Source organism: Mycobacterium interjectum, assembly GCF_900078675.2.
Lineage (GTDB): Bacteria > Actinomycetota > Actinomycetes > Mycobacteriales > Mycobacteriaceae > Mycobacterium > Mycobacterium interjectum.
The window spans coordinates 3351710-3372711 of the sequence record NZ_LT546237.1; the positions used below are offsets into that span (position 1 = coordinate 3351710).

Annotated in this window: 22 protein-coding genes and 1 pseudogene; 7 read left to right on the plus strand and 16 right to left on the minus strand. The window is 65.9% G+C overall.

What is annotated here, in order from left to right:
* From BN4348_RS50470 to BN4348_RS50490, 5 genes are all read right to left on the minus strand, one after another.
* A partial coding sequence (locus BN4348_RS50470; RefSeq protein ID WP_142308821.1) for a PE family protein occupies positions 1-444 on the minus strand: 444 nt, incomplete at its 3' end.
* A 162-nt stretch (positions 445-606) separates the two neighbouring features.
* Positions 607-888 (minus strand): cytochrome C oxidase subunit IV family protein, encoded by a 282-nt coding sequence (locus BN4348_RS50475; RefSeq protein ID WP_066916062.1) that lies wholly within the window; start codon positions 886-888, stop codon positions 607-609.
* A gap of 6 nt (positions 889-894) precedes the next feature.
* Complete coding sequence (locus BN4348_RS50480; RefSeq protein WP_066915680.1) at positions 895-1482, minus strand: cytochrome c oxidase subunit 3 family protein; 588 nt, start codon at positions 1480-1482, stop codon at positions 895-897.
* A complete protein-coding gene (locus BN4348_RS50485) occupies positions 1482-2294 on the minus strand; it encodes a hypothetical protein (RefSeq protein WP_372513950.1) in 813 nt (270 codons plus the stop codon). Before BN4348_RS50485 ends, BN4348_RS50480 begins: the two co-directional genes overlap by 1 nt.
* Before the next feature lie 11 nt (positions 2295-2305).
* Complete coding sequence (locus BN4348_RS50490; protein WP_066915682.1) at positions 2306-3085, minus strand: hypothetical protein; 780 nt, start codon at positions 3083-3085, stop codon at positions 2306-2308.
* A gap of 106 nt (positions 3086-3191) precedes the next feature.
* Here BN4348_RS50490 and BN4348_RS50495 point away from each other — a divergent pair, with 106 nt between their 5' ends.
* Both BN4348_RS50495 and BN4348_RS50500 read left to right on the plus strand, forming a co-directional pair.
* Positions 3192-3773: a TetR/AcrR family transcriptional regulator gene (locus BN4348_RS50495; protein ID WP_066915684.1), complete on the plus strand. Its 582-nt coding sequence runs from the start codon at positions 3192-3194 to the stop codon at positions 3771-3773.
* Positions 3774-3830: 57 nt separating this feature from the next.
* Positions 3831-4121 (plus strand): hypothetical protein, encoded by a 291-nt coding sequence (locus BN4348_RS50500; RefSeq protein WP_066915686.1) that lies wholly within the window; start codon positions 3831-3833, stop codon positions 4119-4121.
* A gap of 19 nt (positions 4122-4140) precedes the next feature.
* Here the strand turns inward: BN4348_RS50500 and BN4348_RS50505 are convergent, their stop codons facing one another.
* Positions 4141-4557: a hypothetical protein gene (locus BN4348_RS50505; RefSeq protein WP_066915689.1), complete on the minus strand. Its 417-nt coding sequence runs from the start codon at positions 4555-4557 to the stop codon at positions 4141-4143.
* A gap of 152 nt (positions 4558-4709) precedes the next feature.
* Here BN4348_RS50505 and BN4348_RS50510 point away from each other — a divergent pair, with 152 nt between their 5' ends.
* The 3 genes from BN4348_RS50510 to BN4348_RS50520 all read left to right on the plus strand — a co-directional run bounded on the left by BN4348_RS50510 (position 4710) and on the right by BN4348_RS50520 (position 6634).
* On the plus strand, positions 4710-5450 hold the full coding sequence (locus BN4348_RS50510) for a hypothetical protein (RefSeq protein ID WP_142308742.1): 741 nt from the start codon (positions 4710-4712) through the stop codon (positions 5448-5450).
* The gene (locus tag BN4348_RS50515) at positions 5447-6019 is read left to right on the plus strand and encodes a twin-arginine translocation pathway signal (RefSeq protein ID WP_066915694.1); all 573 of its coding nucleotides are present in this window, start codon (positions 5447-5449) and stop codon (positions 6017-6019) included. The genes BN4348_RS50510 and BN4348_RS50515 overlap by 4 nt, the downstream gene beginning before the upstream one ends.
* A gap of 111 nt (positions 6020-6130) precedes the next feature.
* The gene (locus BN4348_RS50520; protein WP_066915696.1) at positions 6131-6634 is read left to right on the plus strand and encodes an Rv2253/PknI dimerization domain-containing protein; all 504 of its coding nucleotides are present in this window, start codon (positions 6131-6133) and stop codon (positions 6632-6634) included.
* Between the two features lie 35 nt (positions 6635-6669).
* Here BN4348_RS50520 and BN4348_RS50525 read toward each other — a convergent pair.
* From BN4348_RS50525 to BN4348_RS50570, 10 genes and pseudogenes are all read right to left on the minus strand, one after another.
* Positions 6670-8209, minus strand: a pseudogene (locus BN4348_RS50525) (MCE family protein).
* Positions 8210-9628, minus strand: a complete 1419-nt coding sequence (locus BN4348_RS50530; protein WP_066915698.1) for an MCE family protein — start codon at positions 9626-9628, stop codon at positions 8210-8212.
* Positions 9625-10899, minus strand: coding sequence for an MCE family protein (locus tag BN4348_RS50535; RefSeq protein WP_066915700.1), 1275 nt, complete (start codon positions 10897-10899; stop codon positions 9625-9627). Before BN4348_RS50535 ends, BN4348_RS50530 begins: the two co-directional genes overlap by 4 nt.
* Positions 10896-11978: an MCE family protein gene (locus BN4348_RS50540; protein WP_066915702.1), complete on the minus strand. Its 1083-nt coding sequence runs from the start codon at positions 11976-11978 to the stop codon at positions 10896-10898. The genes BN4348_RS50535 and BN4348_RS50540 overlap by 4 nt, the downstream gene beginning before the upstream one ends.
* Positions 11971-13011, minus strand: coding sequence for an MCE family protein (locus tag BN4348_RS50545; protein WP_066915706.1), 1041 nt, complete (start codon positions 13009-13011; stop codon positions 11971-11973). Before BN4348_RS50545 ends, BN4348_RS50540 begins: the two co-directional genes overlap by 8 nt.
* Positions 13008-14285: an MCE family protein gene (locus BN4348_RS50550; protein WP_066915708.1), complete on the minus strand. Its 1278-nt coding sequence runs from the start codon at positions 14283-14285 to the stop codon at positions 13008-13010. Before BN4348_RS50550 ends, BN4348_RS50545 begins: the two co-directional genes overlap by 4 nt.
* A 19-nt stretch (positions 14286-14304) precedes the next feature.
* The gene (locus tag BN4348_RS50555; RefSeq protein ID WP_066916066.1) at positions 14305-15150 is read right to left on the minus strand and encodes an MlaE family ABC transporter permease; all 846 of its coding nucleotides are present in this window, start codon (positions 15148-15150) and stop codon (positions 14305-14307) included.
* Between the two features lie 22 nt (positions 15151-15172).
* Positions 15173-15988: an MlaE family ABC transporter permease gene (locus tag BN4348_RS50560; protein ID WP_066915710.1), complete on the minus strand. Its 816-nt coding sequence runs from the start codon at positions 15986-15988 to the stop codon at positions 15173-15175.
* 361 nt (positions 15989-16349) lie between these two features.
* Entirely contained in the window at positions 16350-17555 is a 1206-nt protein-coding gene (locus tag BN4348_RS50565; protein WP_066915712.1) for a CaiB/BaiF CoA transferase family protein, read from the minus strand.
* The gene (locus BN4348_RS50570) at positions 17552-19090 is read right to left on the minus strand and encodes an aldehyde dehydrogenase family protein (protein WP_066915714.1); all 1539 of its coding nucleotides are present in this window, start codon (positions 19088-19090) and stop codon (positions 17552-17554) included. Before BN4348_RS50570 ends, BN4348_RS50565 begins: the two co-directional genes overlap by 4 nt.
* A gap of 305 nt (positions 19091-19395) precedes the next feature.
* On the opposite strand from BN4348_RS50570, the gene BN4348_RS50575 reads away from it, so the two are divergent.
* On the plus strand, positions 19396-20097 hold the full coding sequence (locus tag BN4348_RS50575; protein WP_066915716.1) for an SDR family NAD(P)-dependent oxidoreductase: 702 nt from the start codon (positions 19396-19398) through the stop codon (positions 20095-20097).
* A gap of 23 nt (positions 20098-20120) precedes the next feature.
* The gene (locus tag BN4348_RS50580) at positions 20121-20996 is read left to right on the plus strand and encodes a mycofactocin-coupled SDR family oxidoreductase (protein ID WP_066915718.1); all 876 of its coding nucleotides are present in this window, start codon (positions 20121-20123) and stop codon (positions 20994-20996) included.
* Positions 20997-21002 lie beyond the last annotated feature (6 nt).

A 21002-nucleotide genomic window follows, 5' to 3' on the forward strand; every position in this document is an offset into this window, starting at 1 on the left:
TTTGCCGCCGTCGCCGACCAAAAGCCCACCGGGCCCGCCGTTTTGACCGGTTCCGGGTGCCCCGTCCGCGCCGTTGCCGATCAGTGGACGCCCCAGCAGCGCGTTGGTCGGGGCGTTGATCACGCCCAGCACGTCGCGCTCCAGGCTCTGCACCGGTGCCGCGTTGGCCGCCTCGGTGCCCGCATACGAACTGCCCGCGCCGTTGAGCGCCTGCACGAATTGCTGGTGAAAGGTCGCGGCCCGCGCGTTGAGGGACTGGTAGGCCTTCGCGTAGGTGGAAAACAGCGACGCGATCACCGCCGACACCTCGTCGCCGGCGGCGGGCAGCAGTGCGGTGGTTCCCACCGCGGCGACCGCATTAGCCTCGCCGAGTGTCGAGCCGATGCCGGACAGCTCCGAGGCGGCCGCTGTCACCAGCGCCGGTGCTGCGACCAGAAACGTCATGGTGCCACCCGCCTCTCGGCGTATTACGAGATCGGGCCGATGCTACTGAGCGTGGACAAAACGCCAAAGTCGCCGCGAGATAAGCGTTATTCAACCGTTACAAAGGGCGTATATCTCGATGACAAAACTCGCGCCCGCGTCTACCGCGTTGACACTTGCGAACTATCGGATCGCCATTCCGGCGAAGTAGCAGGCCAGCAGGCTCACCGCGATCAGTATCACCCAGGCGTCCGTCAGGCGGCCCAGCAAGGCGGGCGCCTGCCTGACTTCCATGAACTCGCGAAAGATGATGCGCACCTTGATGACTGCGATCACGATGACGCTCGACGTGACCACCGCGCTGGGCCCGGCCGAACCATCCGCCGAGTGGTCGATCACCAGGTAACCCAAGGTGAGCGACGCCAGCACCAGCCAAACAACCAACAGCCGCTTATTGAAAGTGATCACCCGTCACCTCACCACGTACAGCAGCGCGAAGATCAACACCCAGAGAAAGTCGACGGTGTGCCAATAGGTGGCGCACGTTTCGATGTTTTCCTGGACCTTCCGCTCCCGCCGGCCCTGGCTTCGAAGTTGGTAGACGATGACACCGAGCACCACGAAGCCGATCAGCAGGTGCACGAAATGGATCCCGGTCAGGAAGAAGTAGTAGGTGAAGAAGTCGTTGCTGGCCAAGCCGTTTCCCATGCGGACCAACCGGAACCATTCGAACACCTTGAAAAAGAGGAACACGGCGGCGAATGCGGCCGTGATGAACACGTCGCGCAGCGCCGCTCGGTATGCGCCGGCCCGTGACGACTGGACACACCGCGCCACCGACCAGGAACTCAGCAATAGGACCAACGTATTGAAGACCCCGATACGCAGGTCGAGCTGCGCCTGGGAGTGCAGGAAGAGCTCCGGGCTTCGGCTGCGGTAAAACAGGTAGAAGCCGAAATACCCTGTGAAGACGAGCGTTTCGAACAGGACGAAGGCCCACATGTCGGGCTGACCCGGGACGAACCGGGCGCGTGCGCTCTTCTCGGCCGCCTCGGTCATCACGCGGCCGCCGTTTTCCGGGCGAGCTCGGGCTTGAGTTCCGGTAGAGGCCCGGTACCGAAGTCCTCGCGCTGGATCATGCGAAACAACATGACGATGAAAGTGACTTGATAGAAGCCGAATACGACCATGTCCAGCCACCAGGCGATCTGACCATTCCATGCCAGCACGCCGCGCCGGAAGATCCAGCACGGCGCCACGACTACCTCGGTGAGCGCATTGCACAGGTTGAGGTAGCCGAACCACTTGGGGAACACCCGATTCTTGTCGAGCAGGATCGCGACCATCCAGATCAGCGAGCCGATCAGGAAAACCCCCATGGTTCCGTCGAAGGACAAGAAGGCAAAGTCGTAGAGCCAACCGAGAACTTCCGGGTCTCGCTCGGGTCGCAGCGTCCCCACGATCAGCGCGATGTTGAGCAGCAGCATGCCGGGAACCGCGCTGAGCGAGTAGATGATCAGATACGAATACGCGAACGCCGGGCTGACCGACATTCGCCGCATCGAGTACGCGATGAGGGCGTTGTTGATCGCGATCATGCCGCTGACGGCGAAGATCACGCCGAAGCCGACGGGTATCCCGAGGTGGCGTTCGTGAAACCAGTGCACCTGCGTCGCGAGGTCCCAGGTGGGCTGCGGCGGCGGCTGGACTTGGGCCACCACGAAGAACACCGGGAAGAACAGGTTGTAGAAGACGACGAGCACCCCCCAGGCCAGCCACAGTTCGCGCTTGGGGCCGCGCCGCAGGTGCCAACCCATCCGGCGATGCAGCGGGCCCGACGGCGCCGTGGCCGCGGACGCGGATGGAGTCATCATCGCCGCGCTCATGCGACGACGAGTTCTTCCCCGCCCCGGCGATATTCGGCACGCTCCCGATAAACGGCCTGGCCCAAAGCGACGCCCATCACGACGATCCATACCGCGATGGCAACGTTTTTCACCCAGAAGGACAGCAAGCCGTCCCACGCCAGCGGGCCCGTCAGGGCCACGCCGACGAACGCCGCGGGCACCAGCGCGGTCGCCACGATAAGGTTGAAGTGGGCCACCCAGCGCTTGAAGACCGGGCGCGGTTGATCGTCGAAATAGATTGCGAGGGCGAGAATCACGCTCTGCCCGATCAGGAAGGGCACCAGAATCGTGAAGGTTACCCACGCGAAGTCGTTGAGCAACTGGGTCAGCTCCGGGCTGCGTTCGGTACGGAAGGCGGCCAGCAGCCAGCAGACGTTCGCGACGAGGAAAAGCGTGGGGCCGCCGGCCACGCAGCCCAGCATCGCGTAGGAGAAGATCGGTGTCCGGTGCGCCATCCTGCGGATCTGCAAGACGATCAGGGCCAGGATCGGCACCAGGCACACGCCGAACCAGTTGAACACGATCATGCTGTAGCGGATCTCCGGCAGGTGGGCCGGATCGCGGTAGAACGCGGCCACCTGCTCCGCCGACATCGTGGGCGACATCGGCGGCGTGAAGCCCGGGAAGAGCAGGAACGCGCCGATCCAGATCAGCACCGTCGCGGGCAACGTCCACAACAGGATTAGCTCACCATCGGTGCGCCGCAACGCCTTTCGCCCAGGGTCGGCAGTGTGGTTGGCGCCGATGTCGGTCATCGGTGACTCCTTCCAGTGCGCCGGGTCCGTTGGCGCACGCGGCTAGTCAGGGAAACTAGCCGATCGGCTACCCGCGGTCAATAGCCGATCGGCTACGCTTCGGAGTGTGGTTTCCCCGCAGACCAGGAGCCGGTTTCGCTTCATCACGCGCAGTCCCGCGCAGACGCGCATCCTCGACGCCGCGCTGCAGCTGATCGCCGAGCACGGTGTCGGCGGAACCTCGCTGCAGATGATCGCCGACGCCATCGGGGTTACCAAGGCCGCTGTCTACCACCAGTTCAAGACCAAGGAGCAAATCGTCATCGCGCTCACGGAGCGCGAGCTCGGGGGTCTCGAGGAGGCGCTGGAGGCCGCGGAGGCGGATGACCACCGAAGCAGGGCGCGGGAGGCGCTGCTCGATCGGGTCATCGACGTCGCCATCGAACGACGCGGCGCCGCAAGCACCCTGCAGTTCGATCCCGTGGTCGTGCGGTTGCTGGGCGAGCACGAACCGTTCCAACAATTCATCCAGCGGCTCTACGGCGTGCTGCTCGACGACGCCGCCGAGGACGCGCGGGTCGCGGCCGCAATGCTGTCGGGCGCCATCGCGGTCGGGGTGGTGTCCCCCCTCGTGGCAGACATCGACGACGACGCCCTGCGCGCCCAGGTCGGGCGCATCACGCGCCGGCTGATCGACGCGGCGGACTGACGCCTGTTCCAGCAATTTTCCTGGTCCGGTGCCGGCGCGCTCGGGTACGGTTCTCCCATGAGCAAAGTCGCGCGTTTCGCTGCCGCAGCGGTCATGGCCACCACCGGCTTGGCACTGGTCGGCGTGGGCACCGCAGCCGGCGCTCACGCCGACAACCCGCCCTGGCCGTTCGTCGGATACCACTGGTGCCCGGGCCAGCCGTTCGACCCGGCATGGGGTCCCCAATGGGATCCAACGACGTGTCACGACGCGCATCACCGGGACCAGGACGGCACGATTCACAACGGCGATTACTGGGGGCCCAGCCCTTTCCAGGACTGGCCGGAGATTCCGAACACCCGGCCGTAAGGCCGGCCGCGAATCGGGCTCAGGTGTCGCCGCGCTCCCAAACCTGTGTTCCGTCATGCGCATTGCAGACCAGGAACAGGCCATCCGGGGCCTGTGCCACGTAGTACTCCGGGAAGTCGACGCAGGACGAGCCCTCGACCTTGACGCCGGCCATCGGCGGCGACCGGAACCAGCGTGGCTCGTACCGCCTCGGCGAGCCGCAGAACATCAGGCGTCCCGGCTGCGTGGCGAAAGACACGTAGTAGTCGGCGGTCCCGAACACGTAGTACGTGGTGTTGTCGCACGGCGCACCGAGCACTTGGTGCGGCATGATGCCGGGCGTGCAGTCCGGATAATCGCAATTGACCGGTCCGGCGCTTGCCGGCGGCGCCGCCAGGACCCCGAGGCCTTGCAAAAGGCCTAAGCATGCGGCGGCCGCTGCCACGATGAATCGCACGGGATCACTTTAAATTACTTGGCCCACCTCTGTGAATAGAATTCTCCGGGTCCGAGAAGATATGCAGCCAATTACGCTGTCGCCGCCGCCGGCGTGCCCGTCTGGCAGTGATAATGTGGCTCTCCTGTAGGCGCGGACGAGGAGGTGATCCAGTGCCTCGGCGCAAGCTTCCCGCTGGGGCCACCGACGCCGGCGATCGACTCCTGGCGGCCCCGTCGGCGCCACCGCCCCCGTCGGTAACAGAGGTCCCCGAAGCCGCGGAAGTCGCCGAGGCGGAAGCCCGTGCCGAGGCCGCGCGCGCCCGCGCAATGCGATTGCGTCAACAGCTCGAGGCCTCTCCGGACGATCACAACGCGCCGGGCGCCGAGGAGACCGAGTCGGCGCCGTCGCGCCTGGGGCGGCTGCGCCGCCCCAGCCGGAAGGCCATGGCCGCGGTCGCGGCGGTCGGGGTCGTCTGCGCCTCGCTGGCGGGCAGCGGGTACCTGGTGTGGCATCACCGCGGCGTCGAGCGGGAAAGGCAGCGCAGCGCGGAGTTCGCTGCGGCCGCCCGCAATGCCATCGTCACGATGATGACGATCGACGCGAGTAAGGCAAGAGAGGATCTGCAGCGCTTCGTCGACGACACGACCGGAACCTTCAAACTCAGCATCCTGATGGGCGGTGAGGATGCCGTCAAGGCGGTCGAGCAGTCCAAGGTGAACTCCACGGGCTCGGTCCAAGCCGCCGCCGTGCAGTCCATGAGCCAGGATTCCGCGGTCGTCCTGATCGCGGCGAAATCCGAGATCACCAAGCCCGGTGAGGCCAAGCCGGAATCGCGGTCGATGCGGATCGTCGTTACCATCCAACGCGACGCCGGGCAGCTGAAGATTTCGCGACTCGAGTTCGTCCCGTGACGCTCGACAGCGCACCGCCCACAGAGGCTCGGCAGCCGGCGCCTGCCCTCCGAGCCGGCGCGATCGGGCGCTGGACGCGTCGTTTCCTGGCACGGTGGCGTCCAATCCTGTTGACGCTCGTGCTGATTGCCGCCCTGGGCAACGCAGCCCGGATCTTCTACTTCGACTACCGCCCGGATTTGCGGACGGATCGCGCCGCGGCGCACCAGGTCATCCGGGCGGCAAGCGATGGCGCGGTGGCGTTGCTGTCCTATTCGCCGGAGACTCTTGAAAGCGATTTCGCCAATGCCAAATCCCGGCTCACCGAAGACTATCTGGCGTACTACCAACGGTTCGTCGACCAGGTCGTGGGTCCATCGGCGCAGCGCGGCCAAGTCACGACGACGGCCACCGTGGTCAAGGCCGCCGTGTCGGAACTGCACCCGAATTCGGCTGTAGTGCTTGTCTTCATCAAACAGAAGACCACGAGCAAGGCGAAGCCGGAACCGGTGGTGACGTCGAGCAGCCTGAAGGTAGAGATGGCAAAGGTAAAAGGATCGTGGCTAATCGATAAATTCGATGTCCTGTGAGCCCCCACCCAGGCATCGGCCTAAACCATTCCATGACATGCGGGGGCGGTGTTAGTCTGTGAATTCGATTCGCTTGGAATTGGCGGTATTTAGGGCGTCAAGGAGCACACGATGCGTCCGATAAATCTGGCGATAAGCGCAACCCTGGTGGCGGTCGGCGTGGGCGTGGCGCCGTCGGCGTGGGCCTATGACCCCTCCATCAACGGCAAGTACACCGCCACCGTGGTCGGCGACTGGGCCCGGACCAACGAGATTTTTCACCAGGAGCCGGTGGTCCGAAGCACCTGGACGATCACCACGTCGTGTTCCACGGCCTACCGGTGCGACGGTACGGTCGTCAGCGATCAGGGCTGGACCGCACCGATATTTATGAACGAGGGGTCCACCTGGTTCGTCAAACGCGACATTCCGAATTGGACGACCTGCCCCGACGGCACCTCATTCGTCGGTCACGACGTCATACATTTCTATCCCGCGAACCCGGAGACCGGTGAGAAAGTCCTCGGGTCGACGGTCCTGGCCGGGCGGGAACAGACGTCCGGGCCCAGCGGCGCCTGCGGCACCAACAAGCCGCTCTACATCGACCAGCCGTTCAGGCTGGACAAAATCGGCTGACCCGCCGCTTGTAACCTAAAGGCGCGCCACGTGTTTCACGTGGCGAACATGTCCTTCCACGTCTTCGGCGCCTTGGGCGTGGTCGGCGCGGCCAGATCCGCCTGGCGATAAACCTGGCCGTCCGGCGTCACGTAGGTGCCGTTGCGCGGGTTGTATTGGGCGATCGCCACCGACGGACCCGTCTGAGACCCACTGTGGCCGAACGCACTTGGCGCCGCCGACGGCCCCGCGGGCGGTGCGGCCGGCGGCNGGAACCGCGCCCGGGGGAAGCGGCGTTCCCTCCACCGGCCCGAAGATTCTCTCCCGGTTCCAGTTGACCCGGTCATCGGGCGGGATCCCCTGCGCGATGAGGTTGGGGTCCAGCGGGTATGTGCCGAAGACGTGCTGTCTCATCGCCAGCGGCTGAAAAGGCTTGTCGCTCTCGCAGATTTCGACGGTCGGGGCGCGTTTCCCGGGCTGCCCCATGCAGGGATAGTTGCGGGCACCGCGCACCGCGATCGGTGAATCCTGGGGCAGCTTGCAGTACAGCCCGTCCGGCGTGTCAATGGTGCGGGTGTCGGCCGCTGAACGCCACTGACTCGGCGGCAGGAAGCCGACCGTGCACGCGGGCGGGTCGCTGATGATGAGGTTGAAGGCGCCGGTGGCCAACCCCGTCGGGGACTTCGTGCCGATGAACGACTGGATCGCCGCGGTGAACGGCGGCAGCAAGACCAAGATCTGTTCGAGGGAAGCGTGATAGGTCACGCCGATCTGGCCGATCGTGGTGAGGTTCGCAAGCAGCACCGGCAGCGTCGGTTTGATCTGATCGAGCAGCCGCGACGCCTCGTCCAAGGCTCCCGGCCCCCGTTGCAGCAGAGTGCGGAACTGCGGGTCGTCTTTCGCCAGCTGCCCACTGAATCCGGCCAGGCTGCGCGCCCACGTTCGGATCGAATCGGCCGTCTGGGCCTGCGCGTCCAAGAACGGCCCGGTGTCTTCGGTCAGGCTCCGTGTCCGGTCGGCGACGCCGTTGAGGTCACCCGAGAGCCGTGACGAACTGTCGAACAGCGAGCCGAAATCGTAACCGGCGCCGTTGAACGCACTGAACGACTCGTCGAGCAATTGACCGAGCTTGCCCTTGGGAATGCTGTTGATCAGCTTGCTGGACTGGTCGAGCACGGGGCCGATCGGCTGGGGGATCGTCGCGTCGTTCATGGCGATCACCGAGCCGTCGTGGAGGTAGGGCGGGGAGTCGTTTCGGGGCCGCAGATCGACGTAGTACTCACCGACCGCGGAGATGCTCAGCACCTCGGCTTTCAGGTCCGCCGGAATCTTCGGTGAAGTATCAAGGGACAGAGTGGCTTTCGCGCCGTCAGGGGTCAGCCCCACGGCGGTCACCTTGCCGATCTGCACCCCGCGGTAGGTCACATTGGCAAAGCGGTACAGGCCACCGGTGGCGGGCAGTTTCAACGTGACGGTCATCTTGCCGATGCCGAGCAGGGTCGGCGCCTGGATGTACCACAACACCATGACGACCACACCGACGATCCCGACGATCGTGAAGATCGCCAACTGGATACGGACAAAACGGGTCAGCATCTACGAGCCCCCGTCCGTCGGCTGGCTCGTGGTCGGCGCCGCACCCGGCACCGGGGCGCCCTGATCGGCCGCTGGCGCCGGCGCGGGGCCGGGCAACGACGATGGCCCCTTCTGCGCATCGGGACCGAGCCACGTCAAGCCCGCGATCAACGGTGACACCGGCGGCGGCGCCGCGGGTGGCGGTGCGTCTCCCGACTGCGGGTTGACCGGCGCCGGCGCCGCCGACGGCGGCGGTCCCGGCAGCGGCCGCCCCCAGGGTGGCGGTGGCCCGAACGGTGCCGGTTCCCCAACTGGTCCGGGTTTGCTGAGCGCGCCCGGCGCCCCGGGCGGAGCACCGTATCTGTATTGCAGGTATTCGGGATCCCCGGGCCCGGGTACGGCCTCGGCGCCGATCCGTTCCCAGTGGGTGCCGCGCAGGATGCCCTTGCGCAGACCGGCGTTCGTCAAATCGATGATGAAATACCCGTTGAGATAGTCGCCCCGGATGTATCGGTCGATGATGCTCTGGGTCCACGGGAACGTCGGCGCCAACGCGATAGCGGCGTCGAGATCCGGCCCGATGTCGGCGAGCGCACCAAGTGCCGGCGCGAGATTCTTCAGGTTCCTCACCAAGTCATCCCCCGCGTCGTTGACGAGCCGGGTCGCGGTGTTGCTGAACGTCCCGAGCTTGTTCAGCGCGGTCGTGATGCGCGGGCGCTCCTTGACGAGGACGTCCAGCGCCGGCGGAATCTTGTACAGCGCCTGGGTGATCACGTCCCGTTGGGCCGCGAACGTGCCGGACAGGCGGTTCAGCGCCCGTATCGACGCGACGAGGTTGTCGCGCTGCTGATCGAGCGTGCCCACGAACCTGTCGAGCCGCTCGAGGAGATCGCGGACCGCGCCTTCGTTTCCGGACAGGGCGGCGTTGAAGTTGTGGATGATGTCGCCGAACTGGCCCAGCCCCCCCGCGTTGAGGACCACCGACAGCGACGACAGCGTCTGCTCGGTCGACGGATAGGTGGAGGACCGGTTCAGCGGGATGGTGGCACCCGGTTGCAGCCGTCCGATGCCCTGCTGGCCCAGCGGCGGATTCAGGGCCAGGTGCATGGACCCCAGCAGGCTGGTCTGCCCTACGCTCGCGACCGCGTTGGCGGGGATCACCGTGCCGGGTTTCACCGAGATTTCGACATCGGCGTGCCACCCGCGCACCGTCATCTTGCTGATGCTGCCGACGATGACGTCGTCGACCATCACCGGCGAATTCGGTTCCATCGTCACGACGTTGGCGAGCTCCACGTGGTAGGTGGTGGCGCCCGGACCTCTTCCCACCGCGCCGGGCAGCGGCAGTGAGTTGAGGCCGTTGAATGCGCATCCGCTCACGGCGAGCATGACGGCGCAGCCGATGCCGAGCAGGCGCCGTACCGCGATCCGGGCGGTCATGGTTGCGCTCCTTCACCCGGGAGCAGCATGTCCTGAAGGTTCGCCGGGGCGGCGGGCGGCGGCGAGGCCGGCGGTGGTGCGGCCGGCGGCGGTTCNACGACGTTTTGCGGGGCAAACGACGGGGCCAGGATCGGGTTGACCGGAATCGGCAGATAGTTGAAGTTGACGATGAAGTTCGGGTTGAACACTTTCAACGCCGGGCTCAGATACAGGCCGCACAGCTTGCCCGTCTCGACGGCGGTGACGTTCTCGATGGCCCCGATGCCCGCACACCAGGCGAACGTGGGGTTGGTGAAGTTCTGCAGGCCGACCCCGCCGCGGATGTTGCCCGTGTCCGGGTCGTAGGCGTTGTAGGCGTTCGCCAGCGCGGTCGGCGAGATGTGCAGCACGTTTTTCAACGCCATCTTCTGGTCGACGAGTATCTGCGTCAGGTCGGCCAACCGCGAGACCTGTTCGGAGGTCGCATCGCGACTGCCCGCGATGAACCGCTGCACCTCACCGACCGCGCTCGACAGGTCCGTCAGCGCCGCGTCCAAATCGGACTTGTTGTCGTCGAGCACGCTGGTCAGCGTGGCCAGCCGGTTGTCGAACTGCACGATCTGTACGTTGCTGTCGCGCAGGGCCCCGATGAAGGACTGCAGGTTCTTGATGATGTCGACGAGGTTGCCGCTGCCCTCGGCGAAGACCCGGGCCACCCCGGACAGTTGGGCCAGCGTCTGGCGCAGCTTCTCGCCGTTGCCGCCGCCCAACGCGTCGGCCGCGCTGTCGATGAACCGCGCGACCGACGGGGTGGACACCTTGCTGTTGGGTCCCAATTCCGTTGCCAGACGCATCAATTGGTCCTTGACCTGGTCCCATTCGACGGGCACCGCCGTCCGTTCGATCGGGATCACCGCGCCGTCGTGCATGGTGGGGCCGCTCGTCCGGTATGCCGGGGTGAGCTGCACGTAGCGCGCCGCCACCAGGTTTTGGGCGACGATCACCGCTTTGGCGTCCGCCGGAATGGGCACGTTGCGATCGACGTGCATCACCAGTTTCGCCCGGGTCCCCTCCGGCTGAATGGATGCGATGGTGCCGACCTTCATGCCGGACACCCGCACGTCGTCGCCCGGATAGATCGCGGTGGCGGTGGGGAAGTACGCGGTGATCGTCGTCGGGCGAAAGAAGGTGTTACGGATGGCGATCGCCGCGCCGACAACGACCAGCCCCGCCAGTACGATCGCCAGTCCCGCCTTGAGCTTGTTGCGCGGAATCGCCCCGAGGCCCATCATGGCCGCCCTCCCGGGTCCTGGTTGAACGGGAACGGGAAGAAGGCCCGCGGCCCGGCGGTGTCGGGTGGCTGACCCGGGGCGCCGTAGGCGCGGAACCCGAAGGCGTAGTCGAACAGCCACTGGAAGAATTCCAGCTGGAAGAGGTTGGGGATGAACGGGTTGTAGTAGTAGCCGCTCGAGACGGTCTCTCCCTGCGTCAGCTCGTACTTCGCCAGTCCCGGAAGCGCTTTGGCGAGATTGTCGCGGTTCTTTTCCAGGACCGCCGTCACGGAGTTCAGCTTCTCCAGCGACGGCGCCAGCTTCGCCTCGTTGTCGTGCACCACACCGGACAGCTGCCTGGCCACCGCGGACGTGCTGGCCAGCAGCCGCACGATCGCCTGCCGCCGCGCCACCAGCATCGACAACAAATCATTGGCGTTGAGGATCAGCGTGTTGAGCTGCTGGCTGCGCTGCCCGAGGACGCCGGTGACGTCGGCGGCTCCCTTGAGCAGCTGCCCGAGTGTCTGGTTGCGGGCGTTGAGTGTCTGGGAAAGCCGGCTGATCCCGTCGAACGCGGGACCCAATTGCGGCGCAACCTGATTCAGCGTCGCCGACAAGGTGTCAAGGGACTGGTTGAGTGACTCGGTGTTGGTTCCCTGCAGGTCGGTCGTCAGATCATTCACGGCCTCGGACAACGAGTACGGCGAGGACGTGCGCGACACCGGGATGACGGCCATCGGACGCAAGTTGCCGGTGCCCGCGGAGTCGACCGTGAGCACCCGCTGGCCCAACAGCGAACCGGTCTTGATGTGCGCAGTGCTGGCCGAGCCGAGCAGGACATTGCCCTTGGCGGTGAACGTCACCAGGACGTCGCCGTGCTGCAGCGACATGCCCGTCACGCTGCCGACCTTGATTCCCGAGATCGTCACGTCGTTGCCCAGCGCGAGCCCGCCGGCATCGGCAAACAGCGCCTGGTAACGGACCGTGGTGGCCCGCTGCACCAGCTGTTCGGGGTTCAGCCCGACGGCGATGACCAGCGCGATCAGGACGGCGCCGATGAATCCGGCCTTGATGAGGCCCGCTCCGCGGTACTTATTCATCGGGATCCTTCGGTTCCGCGCAACGCCCGGTGGTCTGGTGTTTGATGCCCACTTCCACCGTGCGGTACTGCAGATCGGAGACACGGAGCGCCAGTCCGCACAGGTAGTAGGGGAACCAGGCGCCGTACGAACCGAGCCTGAGCAGTTTGCGGTAGTTGTGCGGCAACTTCTGCAGCGAGGTGTCGAGGAGGTTCTTGTCCTTGTCCAGCAGCGGGGCCAGCCGATTCGTCTGGTCCACCGTCGCCGCCAGCGGCGGGCGGGCGCGGGTGAGCAGATCCGCGATCGAGGCGGTCCCGTTGTCCAGGGCGGATATCGCGGTGCCGATGGTGTCACGGTCCTGGTCGAATCCACTGACCAGTTTCTCCAGCCGGTCGATGGCGCCCGAGAACTTGGTGCCGTCCTTGTCGACGGTGGCCACCACGGTGTTGAGGTTGTCGATCAGTTCCTGCACCGTCTGGTTGTTGTCGGCCAAGGTGTTGGAAAACGACGACGACTTCGACAGCAGCGACTGCAGCGTTCCGCCCTCGCCCTGAAAGACCTGAATGAGCGCTGCGCTGAGGGCGTTGACGTCTTGCGGATTGAGGCCCTGGGTAACGGGTTTCAGCCCGCCGAGCAGCAGATCGATGTCGAGGGCCGGCGCGGTGCGATCGATCGGGATCTCCGCCCCGGCCGGCAGCACCTTGGTGGATCCGGGGCCGTCGACGAGCTCGAGGTAGCGATCACCGACGAGGTTCAGGTAGCGAACTTGGGCGCGCGTGCCGGTGGTGAGCACCACGCTGCGGTCCGCGTCGAACTTCACCACGACCTTCTTGTCGGCGCGCAGGCTGACGCTGTTGACCGTGCCCACCCGAATCCCGGCCACTCGCACCGTCTGTCCGGGCTTCAGCCGCGACACGTCGGTGAAGAGCGCCGAGTACCCGTTCGTCGCACCCGTCGTGTACTGCCCGAAGATGAAGAACAAGAACACGGTCAGCAGGACCATCACGGTGGCGAACGTGCCGAACTTGAGGATCATCCCGCGCGAGCCCGTCATCCGGGCATTCCAATCTGCATGGTGTTGCGAGGGGGCCCGTCGATCGGCCCGTACAGCAGCTGCTTGAGCGCATCGGAGTTGAGCAGCAGTTGCTGGTTGCCGTACTGCGTCGGATTGGAGCCGTTGTCGGTCACCACGAACGGCGGCGCGACATCGAAGGGCACCACCGGAAGATCCATGCACTGCGGACCGCCGGTCGCCGCGACCTTGGGCAGGTTGGACGGGTAGCGGTAGCGCTCGGCGCCGAGGCCGAGAACGACCGTCACCTTGACCATCGGCTCGGGCAGGTCCGGCGCGTGCAGGTTCCCCAGCGACCCGGCGATGCCGCAGTACAGCGCCTGGTGGTACTGGTTGAGCAGGTCGGTGGTCGGCGCCAGCAGATGCAGGTCGTCGGTCAGCGCCTGCCTGTTCCCGCCCACCACGTCATTGCCCATGTCCGCCAAGCCGATCGAGCTGATCAGGAACGCGTCCAGGTTCTGTTGCTCGTCGACGATCGACTTGCTGATCCGGACGGCATTGTCGGCCGTGGCGAGCAGGTGCGGCGCCGCGTCGGCGTAGGCGTCGCTCACCGCGGGCAGGGCCTCGAGGTCGTGACTCAGTGCCGGAAGGCTGGGCTCCTGGGTGGCCAGGAAGGAATCCAGGTCGCGCAGCATCTGGCCGATCTTGTGGCCGCGGCCGTTGACCGCCGACGCGATCGCACCGAGGGTCTCGTTGAGCTTGGCCGGATCGATCGTCGACAACAGCGACGTGAGTTGCTGGAATACCGTGTTGATTTCGACCGTGACGTGCTTGCCCTCGAGGACCTGGCCGGCGCGCAGCGGCTGCGCCGACGGCTCGGCGGGCGGCACCAGCTCAACGAACTTGGCGCCGAACACCGTCGTCGATGCGATATCGACGAGCACATTGGCCGGAATGAGGTGCATCTGCGACGGTTGCATCGCAAGGTGCAGGACGGCTTCGCCGTTCGGCCGCACATCGATCGAGGCGACCTTGCCCACCTCGACGCCGCGCATCTTCACCTTGGCGTCCGGGTTCATCACCAGGCCGGCGCGCGGCGAGACGACGGTGACGGGCACGCTCGTCGTGAAGGAGCCCTGGAAGAGGCCTACCGCGACAGCGAAGATCAGGCCGATCAGGACGATGGTCGCCAGCCCCGCCAGGGGCCGCGCGTAGGACTGCGCGCCGAAATGACGGCCGGGTGCCGCGGCGACAGGTCGTGCGGCACTGGTGGTTTCGGAACGATGGATCGGGCCAGGCCCGAGGTCACGCGTCATTGCCCTTTCACCACCCTCCCTAGCCCGACAGGTTGAAGTTGCCGTTGGTGCCGTAGATGGACAGCGAGACGAGCAGCGTCACCGACACGACCACGATCAACGAGGTTCGCACCGCGTTACCGGTCGCTACGCCGACACCGGCCGGTCCGCCCGAAGCAAAGTAGCCGAAATACGTGTGAATCAACAAGATCGTGATCGCCATCAGGACGGCTTGCAAAAACGACCACAACAAGTCGATCGGGTTGAGGAACGTCGAAAAGTAATGCTGATACAGCCCGCTCGATTGGCCGAACAAGACCACGGTCGTGAATTGGCTGGCGAAAAACGACAGGATGACGGCGATGGAATACAGCGGCGTGATCGCGATCATCCCGGCCGCGATCCTGGTGCTGACCAGATACGAAATCGGCCGGATGGCCATGGATTCCAGCGCGTCGATCTCTTCGTTGATTCGCATGGCACCCAGCTGCGCGGTCACGCCCGCGCCGAAAGTGGCCGCCAAGCCGATTCCCGCGACGATCGGCGCCGCGATGCGAACATTGATGAAGGCCGCCAAAAACCCGGTCAGCGCCTCGATGCCGATGTTGCCCAGCGAGCTATAGCCCTGAACCGCCAGGGTGCCGCCGGCGGCCAGCGTCAAGAAGCCGACGATGACCAGCGTGCCGCCGATCATCGCCAAAGTCCCCGCGCCCATGCTGATTTCGGCGATGAGCCGGATGACTTCCCGCCGGTAGTGGCGGACGGCGAAAGGGACCCCGGCCAGCGCTTGGCCGTAAAACAGCGTGTGATCGCCGATTCGGCTCAGGGTGGCCACCGGCTTGTCGAGTTGTCGCGTCAGGCGCGGATAGGTGGCGCGTAGCGTGATCACGGTCTGTCCTTACACCTCCTCAGTGGCCCTTGGTCGACATTCGGATGCCGATGGCGGTGACAACCACATTCACGACGAATAGCGACATGAACGCGTACACCACCGTTTCGTTGACCGCGTTGCCGACGGCCTTGGCGCCGCCGGACACCGTCAACCCCCGGTAGCACGCGACCAACCCGGCGATCAGGCCGAAAAGCGCCGCCTTGACGCACGAAATGACCACCTCGGGCACGCCGGTCAACAGCGTGATCCCCGCGGCGAAAGCACCCGGATTGACGTCTTGGACGAACACCGAAAAGACATAACCGCCCACGATGCCGATGATGACCACCAGGCTGTTGAGCAGCAGCGCCACCAGGCCCGCGGCCAGCATGCGCGGGGTCACCAGGCGCTGCACCGGGTTGATGCCCAGCACCTCCATGGCGTCGATCTCCTCGCGGATGGTCCGCGAACCCAGGTCCGCGCACATCGCCGTGGAACCCGCACCCGCCACGATCAACACCGTCACCAGAGGACCGACCTGGGTCACCGCCCCGAAAGCGGCACCGGCCCCGGACAAATCCGCGGCACCCAGCTCGCGCAACAAGATGTTGAGCGTGAAGCTGACCAGGACGGTGAACGGAATGGCCACCAGCAACGTCGGCGCCAGCGCGACGCGCGCGATGAACCACGACTGCTCCAAAAACTCACGCCACTGCCACGGCCGGCGGAACGCGAACTTGATGGCGTCCGCCGACATCGCGAACAACCCACCCACAGCCTCCATCGGCTTGGAACCCCGGCCGAGCGAAATGCCACCGGTCCATCGCTCCGGGCCGGCCCGCTTAATCGCCATCGAACCGAAGCCCTTCCCACTTTTTGAGACGGATGGTCTTGTTCCTCGTCGTCGAGTGCTGTAAATTCGGCTGAACCGGCGACCAAGAATACGGGCTGGCGACGGCGAAATGCTTAGCGGCCAGCCACATTCCGGCGTCTGCCTCCGACGCGGCAACCGCTACCATCCTCACGCCACACCTCCGTTCTGTCGCGTGAGTTGGCGCTCCAAAACGAGGGGCCCCTTGCCTTGAAGCGTCCGGCGATTATGACTCATGCCGCGTCCCGGTGGAATGAAAAATCTAAAACCGTTATCGGACAGCCCATCGGGTGAAAAGCGCCGTTCGGCTCAAACGTTTGACAAAGCTCCGGTCGCATAGCACTCAAGTGACTGCACCTGCCGTCTTGAGTTCGATGATGCGGTCCCAATCGAGCCCGATCTCCATCAGGATCTCGTCGGTCTGCTCGGCGAATCCGGGCGCCGGCCCGGTGTGTGGCGCCGCGACGTCGAACTGGACCGGGTTGGCGACCAGGTCGAGTTCGCCTGCGTGAACCAGGTACTCGTTCGCCCGGATTTGCGCGTCGTCGACCGCCTGCAAGGTGTCCTGCACTGGCGCCCACGGACCGGCCAGCGTGGCAAAGCGTTCGCTCCACTCGGCAAGAGTGCGGGTTGCGATCACCTTGGTCAAGATCTCGACCGCATCCGGGGTATTGGCCGCGATCGTCTCGACGGTGGCAAAGCGCGGATCGTCGGCCAGCTCGGGCAGGTCGACATGCCGGCACACGTCAGCCCAGAACTTGGTGGGCTGCATCATCACGAAGGAGATGTAGCGGCCGTCGGACGTGGTGTAGAGCCCCACCAACGGATTGTTCGGCGCGCCGTGCACGCCGGGCGGCGGTGCCTCCATCCGCTGGCCCAGATGCTTTGTCAACGCGACCGTATGTCCCATCGACCACAGGCCGCTGCCCAGCAGCGACACGTCGACGACCGACGGTTGACCCGTGCGTTCGCGCTTGAGCAACGCCGCGGCGATGCCACCGGCGAGGTTGGTGCCGGAGATGGTGTCGCCGTAGGCCGGTCCGGGCGGCGCGATCATGCCGGGCATCCCGGCGGGAGTGATGGTGGCGGCGGTGCCGGCCCGGCACCAGAACGCGGTCATGTCGTAGCCGCCCTTTTCCGACTCGGCGCCGCGCGGCCCGAGTGCGCTGCCGCGGGCGTAGACGATGTTCGGGTTGACCGTACGAATGTCATCGACGTCGATGCCGAACTTCTTCCGATGAGCGGGAAGGAAGCTCGTGAGGAACACATCGGACCGGCGGGCCAGCTCGTAGAGCACCTCCCTGCCCTCGGGCACCGACATGTCCAGTCCGATGCTGCGCTTGCCCCGATTGGCGTGTTCGATGTTGGGGTTCGGGTCGCCTTCGACGCGCAACATGCCGGTCTGCCGCAGTCCGCGCTGCGGGTCACCCGTCACGGCGTGCTCGACCTTGACGACGTCGGCTCCCCATTCGGCCAGCACCGCACCCGCCGACGGGACGAAGCCGTACATGGCAACTTCCAGGACGCGGATGCCCTCCAGCGGCCTCACGCCTGGGCCCCCGCGGCCGGAACGGCGGGGACAGCGATGGTCTTTCGCTCCAGGAATTCCTCGAGCCCGGCGACGCCCATCTCGCGGCCAATGCCGGACTGCTTGAAGCCCCCGAACGGGCTGTCGGCCCCGAAGTAGTTGCCGCCGTTGACCGAAAACGATCCGGCCCGGATCCGGCGTGCGACCGCCAGCGCCCGGTCCTGGTCGCGGCTGAACACCGCGCCGGCCAGCCCGTAGATCGAGTTGTTGGCGATGCGCACCGCGTCGTCGTCATCGTCGAATCCGATGACGACCAGCACCGGCCCGAAGACCTCCTCCTGGGCGATCTCGCTGTCGGGATCGACGTTGGTGAGCAACGTTGGCGCATAGAAGTAGCCGGGATCCAACCGTTGGCCGCCGGTGACCAGAGTTGCCCCCGCGGCGACCGCCCGCTGCACCATGCCGTCGACCTTGTCGCGCTGGCCCTCGTTGATCAGCGGCCCCATTAACGTCTTCGGATCGGCCGGGTCCCCGTGGCGCACCTTGGCGAAGTTCTGCGCGATCAGCTCCACGATCTCGTCGTGGTGCGACTTGGGCACCAGCAGCCGGGACGTCAGCGCACACCCCTGGCCCGCGTGGGTCACCATGCTGAAGGCGGCGAACAAGGCGGCGTTGGAGAAGTCGGCGTCGTCGAGCATGATCACGGCCGACTTGCCACCCAACTCCAGGAAGACGCGTTTGACGGTCTCGCTGGCGGCGGCCATGATCCGCCGGCCGACCGCGGTCGACCCCGTGAAGGTGACCACGTCGACGTCGCGGCTCGTGGTCAACGCGACCCCGACGGCGGCGTTCGACGAAGTGAGCACGTTCACCACGCCCGGTGGGATGTCGGTGTGGTTGGCGATCAACTCGCCGAGGGCCAGCGTGATGAGCGGGGTGTCGGGCGCGCCCTTGAGCACCACCGTGCAGCCGGCGGCGAGCGCCGGGGCCAGCTTGGCCAGCGCGAGCTGGTTCGGATAGTTGTAGGCGATGATCGCGCCCACCACCCCGGCGGCTTCCTTCTCCACCCACCGGTGATGGCGCATCCCCCGCGACTCGACCTCGCCGAGGTCTTCTGAGAACTGATAGGCGGGGAGGAGGTCGGCATAGAAACGCACGATCTTGATCGGGTCGTCGAGCTGGGCACCCTGGGTGAGCGCCCGGGTGGCGCCGACCTCGGCGATGGTCAACTCGCGAAGCTCCTCGGCGTGGGCGACCAGCGCCCGGTGCAACTGGTCGAGGCAGCGCGTCCGCAGCGCGACGTCGGTGGACCAGCTGGTGGTGTCGAAGGCACGCCGGGCCGCCGCGATCGCCGCTTCCGCCTGCTCGGCGCCGGCGTCCGGGGCGTGCCCGACGACGGCACCGGTGGCGGGGTTGATCGAGGGGAATGTCTGCTCGGTGGTCACGAGCCGGCCGTCGATCAGCAGCCGGCGGTCGGCCGGTGACTCGGGCGCGGCACCCGCCATGGTCACTGAGGTGGTCCCCAAGGCGGTCTCAGCCGTGTCCTGCACTGGCATCCCTACTTCCCTGTGCGTCCGATGTATGTGGTGACGGTCACGATAATTTGATTCTCGTCTCCGGCGAATCTTACATTCGGGTCTCGATAATTCAAGAAACTCTCAGGAATGGGCAAGGGCCGCTCACCAGCGGCGTTCTCGCTCAGGCGCTGCCGCAACCGGCCTCTCGGCGCAGGCCGTACCCGGTTTTGGACCTATGTTGCACGGCTGTCGGCGGCGAGAGTAAGGTTCTCATAATTGCGAGGGAGATTCTTTGTGACTGAGACGGCCACATTTGGAGTCGAGGCAAGCTTGGTGTCGGGAACGTGAAGACCGCCGTTGTCACCGGTGGCGGGTCCGGCATCGGTCAAGCGGTCGCGCAACGCCTGCGCGCCGACGGTCTTGACGTCGCCACGATCGACCTCAGACCGTCGGAAACCGATTTCGCTTTTACCGCCGACGTCACCGATCGATCGCAGGTGGATGCCGCGCTGGGCGCGATCCGCGCCCAACTCGGGCCGGTGACCGTTCTGGTCAACGCGGCGGGCCTCGATGGCTTCAAGCGCTTCGCCAACATCAGCTTCGAGGACTGGCGGCGCGTCATCGACGTCAACCTCAACGGCGTCTTCCACACGATTCAGGCGGTGCTGCCCGACATGGTCGAGGCCGGATGGGGGCGGATCGTCAACATCTCGTCGTCGAGCACGCATTCGGGCGCTCCCTACATGAGCCACTACGTGGCGGCCAAGTCCGCGGTCAACGGCCTGACCAAGTCGCTGGCACTCGAATACGGGCCCAGCGGCATCACCGTCAACGCCGTGCCGCCGGGATTCATCGACACCCCGATGCTGCGCGCCGCCGAACAAAACGGGTTCCTCGGCAACATCGAGGAGACCATCGCCCGGACCCCGGTGCGCCGGATGGGCAAGCCGGAAGACATCGCGGCGGCGTGTGCCTTCCTGATTTCCGAGGAGGCCGGCTACATCACCGGTCAGATATTGGGCGTCAACGGCGGCCGCAACACCTGAGCACCGGCACCAGAGGAGAGACAGTGGCAGACGGCGCACCAGGGCGCGTCAAGGGCAAGGTCGCCTTCGTCACCGGCGCGGCGCGCGGCCAGGGCCGCAGTCACGCCGTGCGGCTGGCCGAGGAAGGCGCCGACATCATCGCCGTCGACCTGTGCCGTGACATCGACACCATCGGTTACCCCATGGCCGCGCCGGAAGACCTCGACGAAACCGCGCGGCTCATCGAGAAAACCGGGCAAGCCGCCGTCATCGCCCAGGCCGACGTGCGCGATGCCGCGCAACTGCGCGCCGCGCTGGACGACGGAATCGGGCAGTTGGGCGGGCTCGACATCGTCGTCGCGCAAGCCGGCGTCGCCGGCATGAAGGGCGAGCCGCCGCTGCAGGCGTGGTGCGACGTCATCAACACCAACCTGATCGGCACCATCAACGCCATCCAGGTCGCGCTGCCACACTTGCGTGCCGGCGCCTCGATCATCGCCACCGGCTCCACCGCCGCGCTGATGGACACCGCCAAGAAGGACAACCCGGGCAACGACCCGGGCGGCATGGCCTACATCCACTCCAAGCGGGCGCTGTCGCACTACGTCCATGACCTGGCGACCGAGCTCGCCCCGCTGGGGATCCGTGCCAACGTCATCCATCCGACCAACACCAACACCCCGATGCTGCAGAGCGAGCCGATGTACCGCTCGTTCCGCCCGGACCTGGAACACCCGACGCGGGCGGACGCCGAGCCGGTTTTCGGCGTGCAGCAGGCGATGAAAGTCCCCTATGTCGAACCCGAGGACATCAGTAACGCGGTCTTGTGGCTGGCCTCCGAGGAGGCCAGGTATGTGACGGGCATGCAGTTGCGCGTCGACGCCGGCGGCTACCTCAAGTGGTACGACCACGACAATTGAAAACGC

Bases quoted from the DNA above. Each gene is read 5' to 3' on its own strand.
- BN4348_RS50500 (WP_066915686.1), top strand. From the start codon at position 3,831: ATGAGCAAAGTCGCGCGTTTCGCTGCCGCAGCGGTCATGGCCACCACC.
- BN4348_RS50490 (WP_066915682.1), bottom strand. From the start codon at position 3,085: ATGACCGACATCGGCGCCAACCACACTGCCGACCCTGGGCGAAAGGCG.
- BN4348_RS50520 (WP_066915696.1), top strand. From the start codon at position 6,131: ATGCGTCCGATAAATCTGGCGATAAGCGCAACCCTGGTGGCGGTCGGC.
- BN4348_RS50540 (WP_066915702.1), bottom strand. From the start codon at position 11,978: ATGAATAAGTACCGCGGAGCGGGCCTCATCAAGGCCGGATTCATCGGC.
- BN4348_RS50560 (WP_066915710.1), bottom strand. From the start codon at position 15,988: ATGGCGATTAAGCGGGCCGGCCCGGAGCGATGGACCGGTGGCATTTCG.
- BN4348_RS50485 (WP_372513950.1), bottom strand. From the start codon at position 2,294: ATGACTCCATCCGCGTCCGCGGCCACGGCGCCGTCGGGCCCGCTGCAT.
- BN4348_RS50570 (WP_066915714.1), bottom strand. From the start codon at position 19,090: ATGCCAGTGCAGGACACGGCTGAGACCGCCTTGGGGACCACCTCAGTG.
- BN4348_RS50530 (WP_066915698.1), bottom strand. From the start codon at position 9,628: ATGACCGCCCGGATCGCGGTACGGCGCCTGCTCGGCATCGGCTGCGCC.
- BN4348_RS50480 (WP_066915680.1), bottom strand. From the start codon at position 1,482: ATGACCGAGGCGGCCGAGAAGAGCGCACGCGCCCGGTTCGTCCCGGGT.
- BN4348_RS50550 (WP_066915708.1), bottom strand. From the start codon at position 14,285: ATGACGCGTGACCTCGGGCCTGGCCCGATCCATCGTTCCGAAACCACC.
- BN4348_RS50545 (WP_066915706.1), bottom strand. From the start codon at position 13,011: ATGACGGGCTCGCGCGGGATGATCCTCAAGTTCGGCACGTTCGCCACC.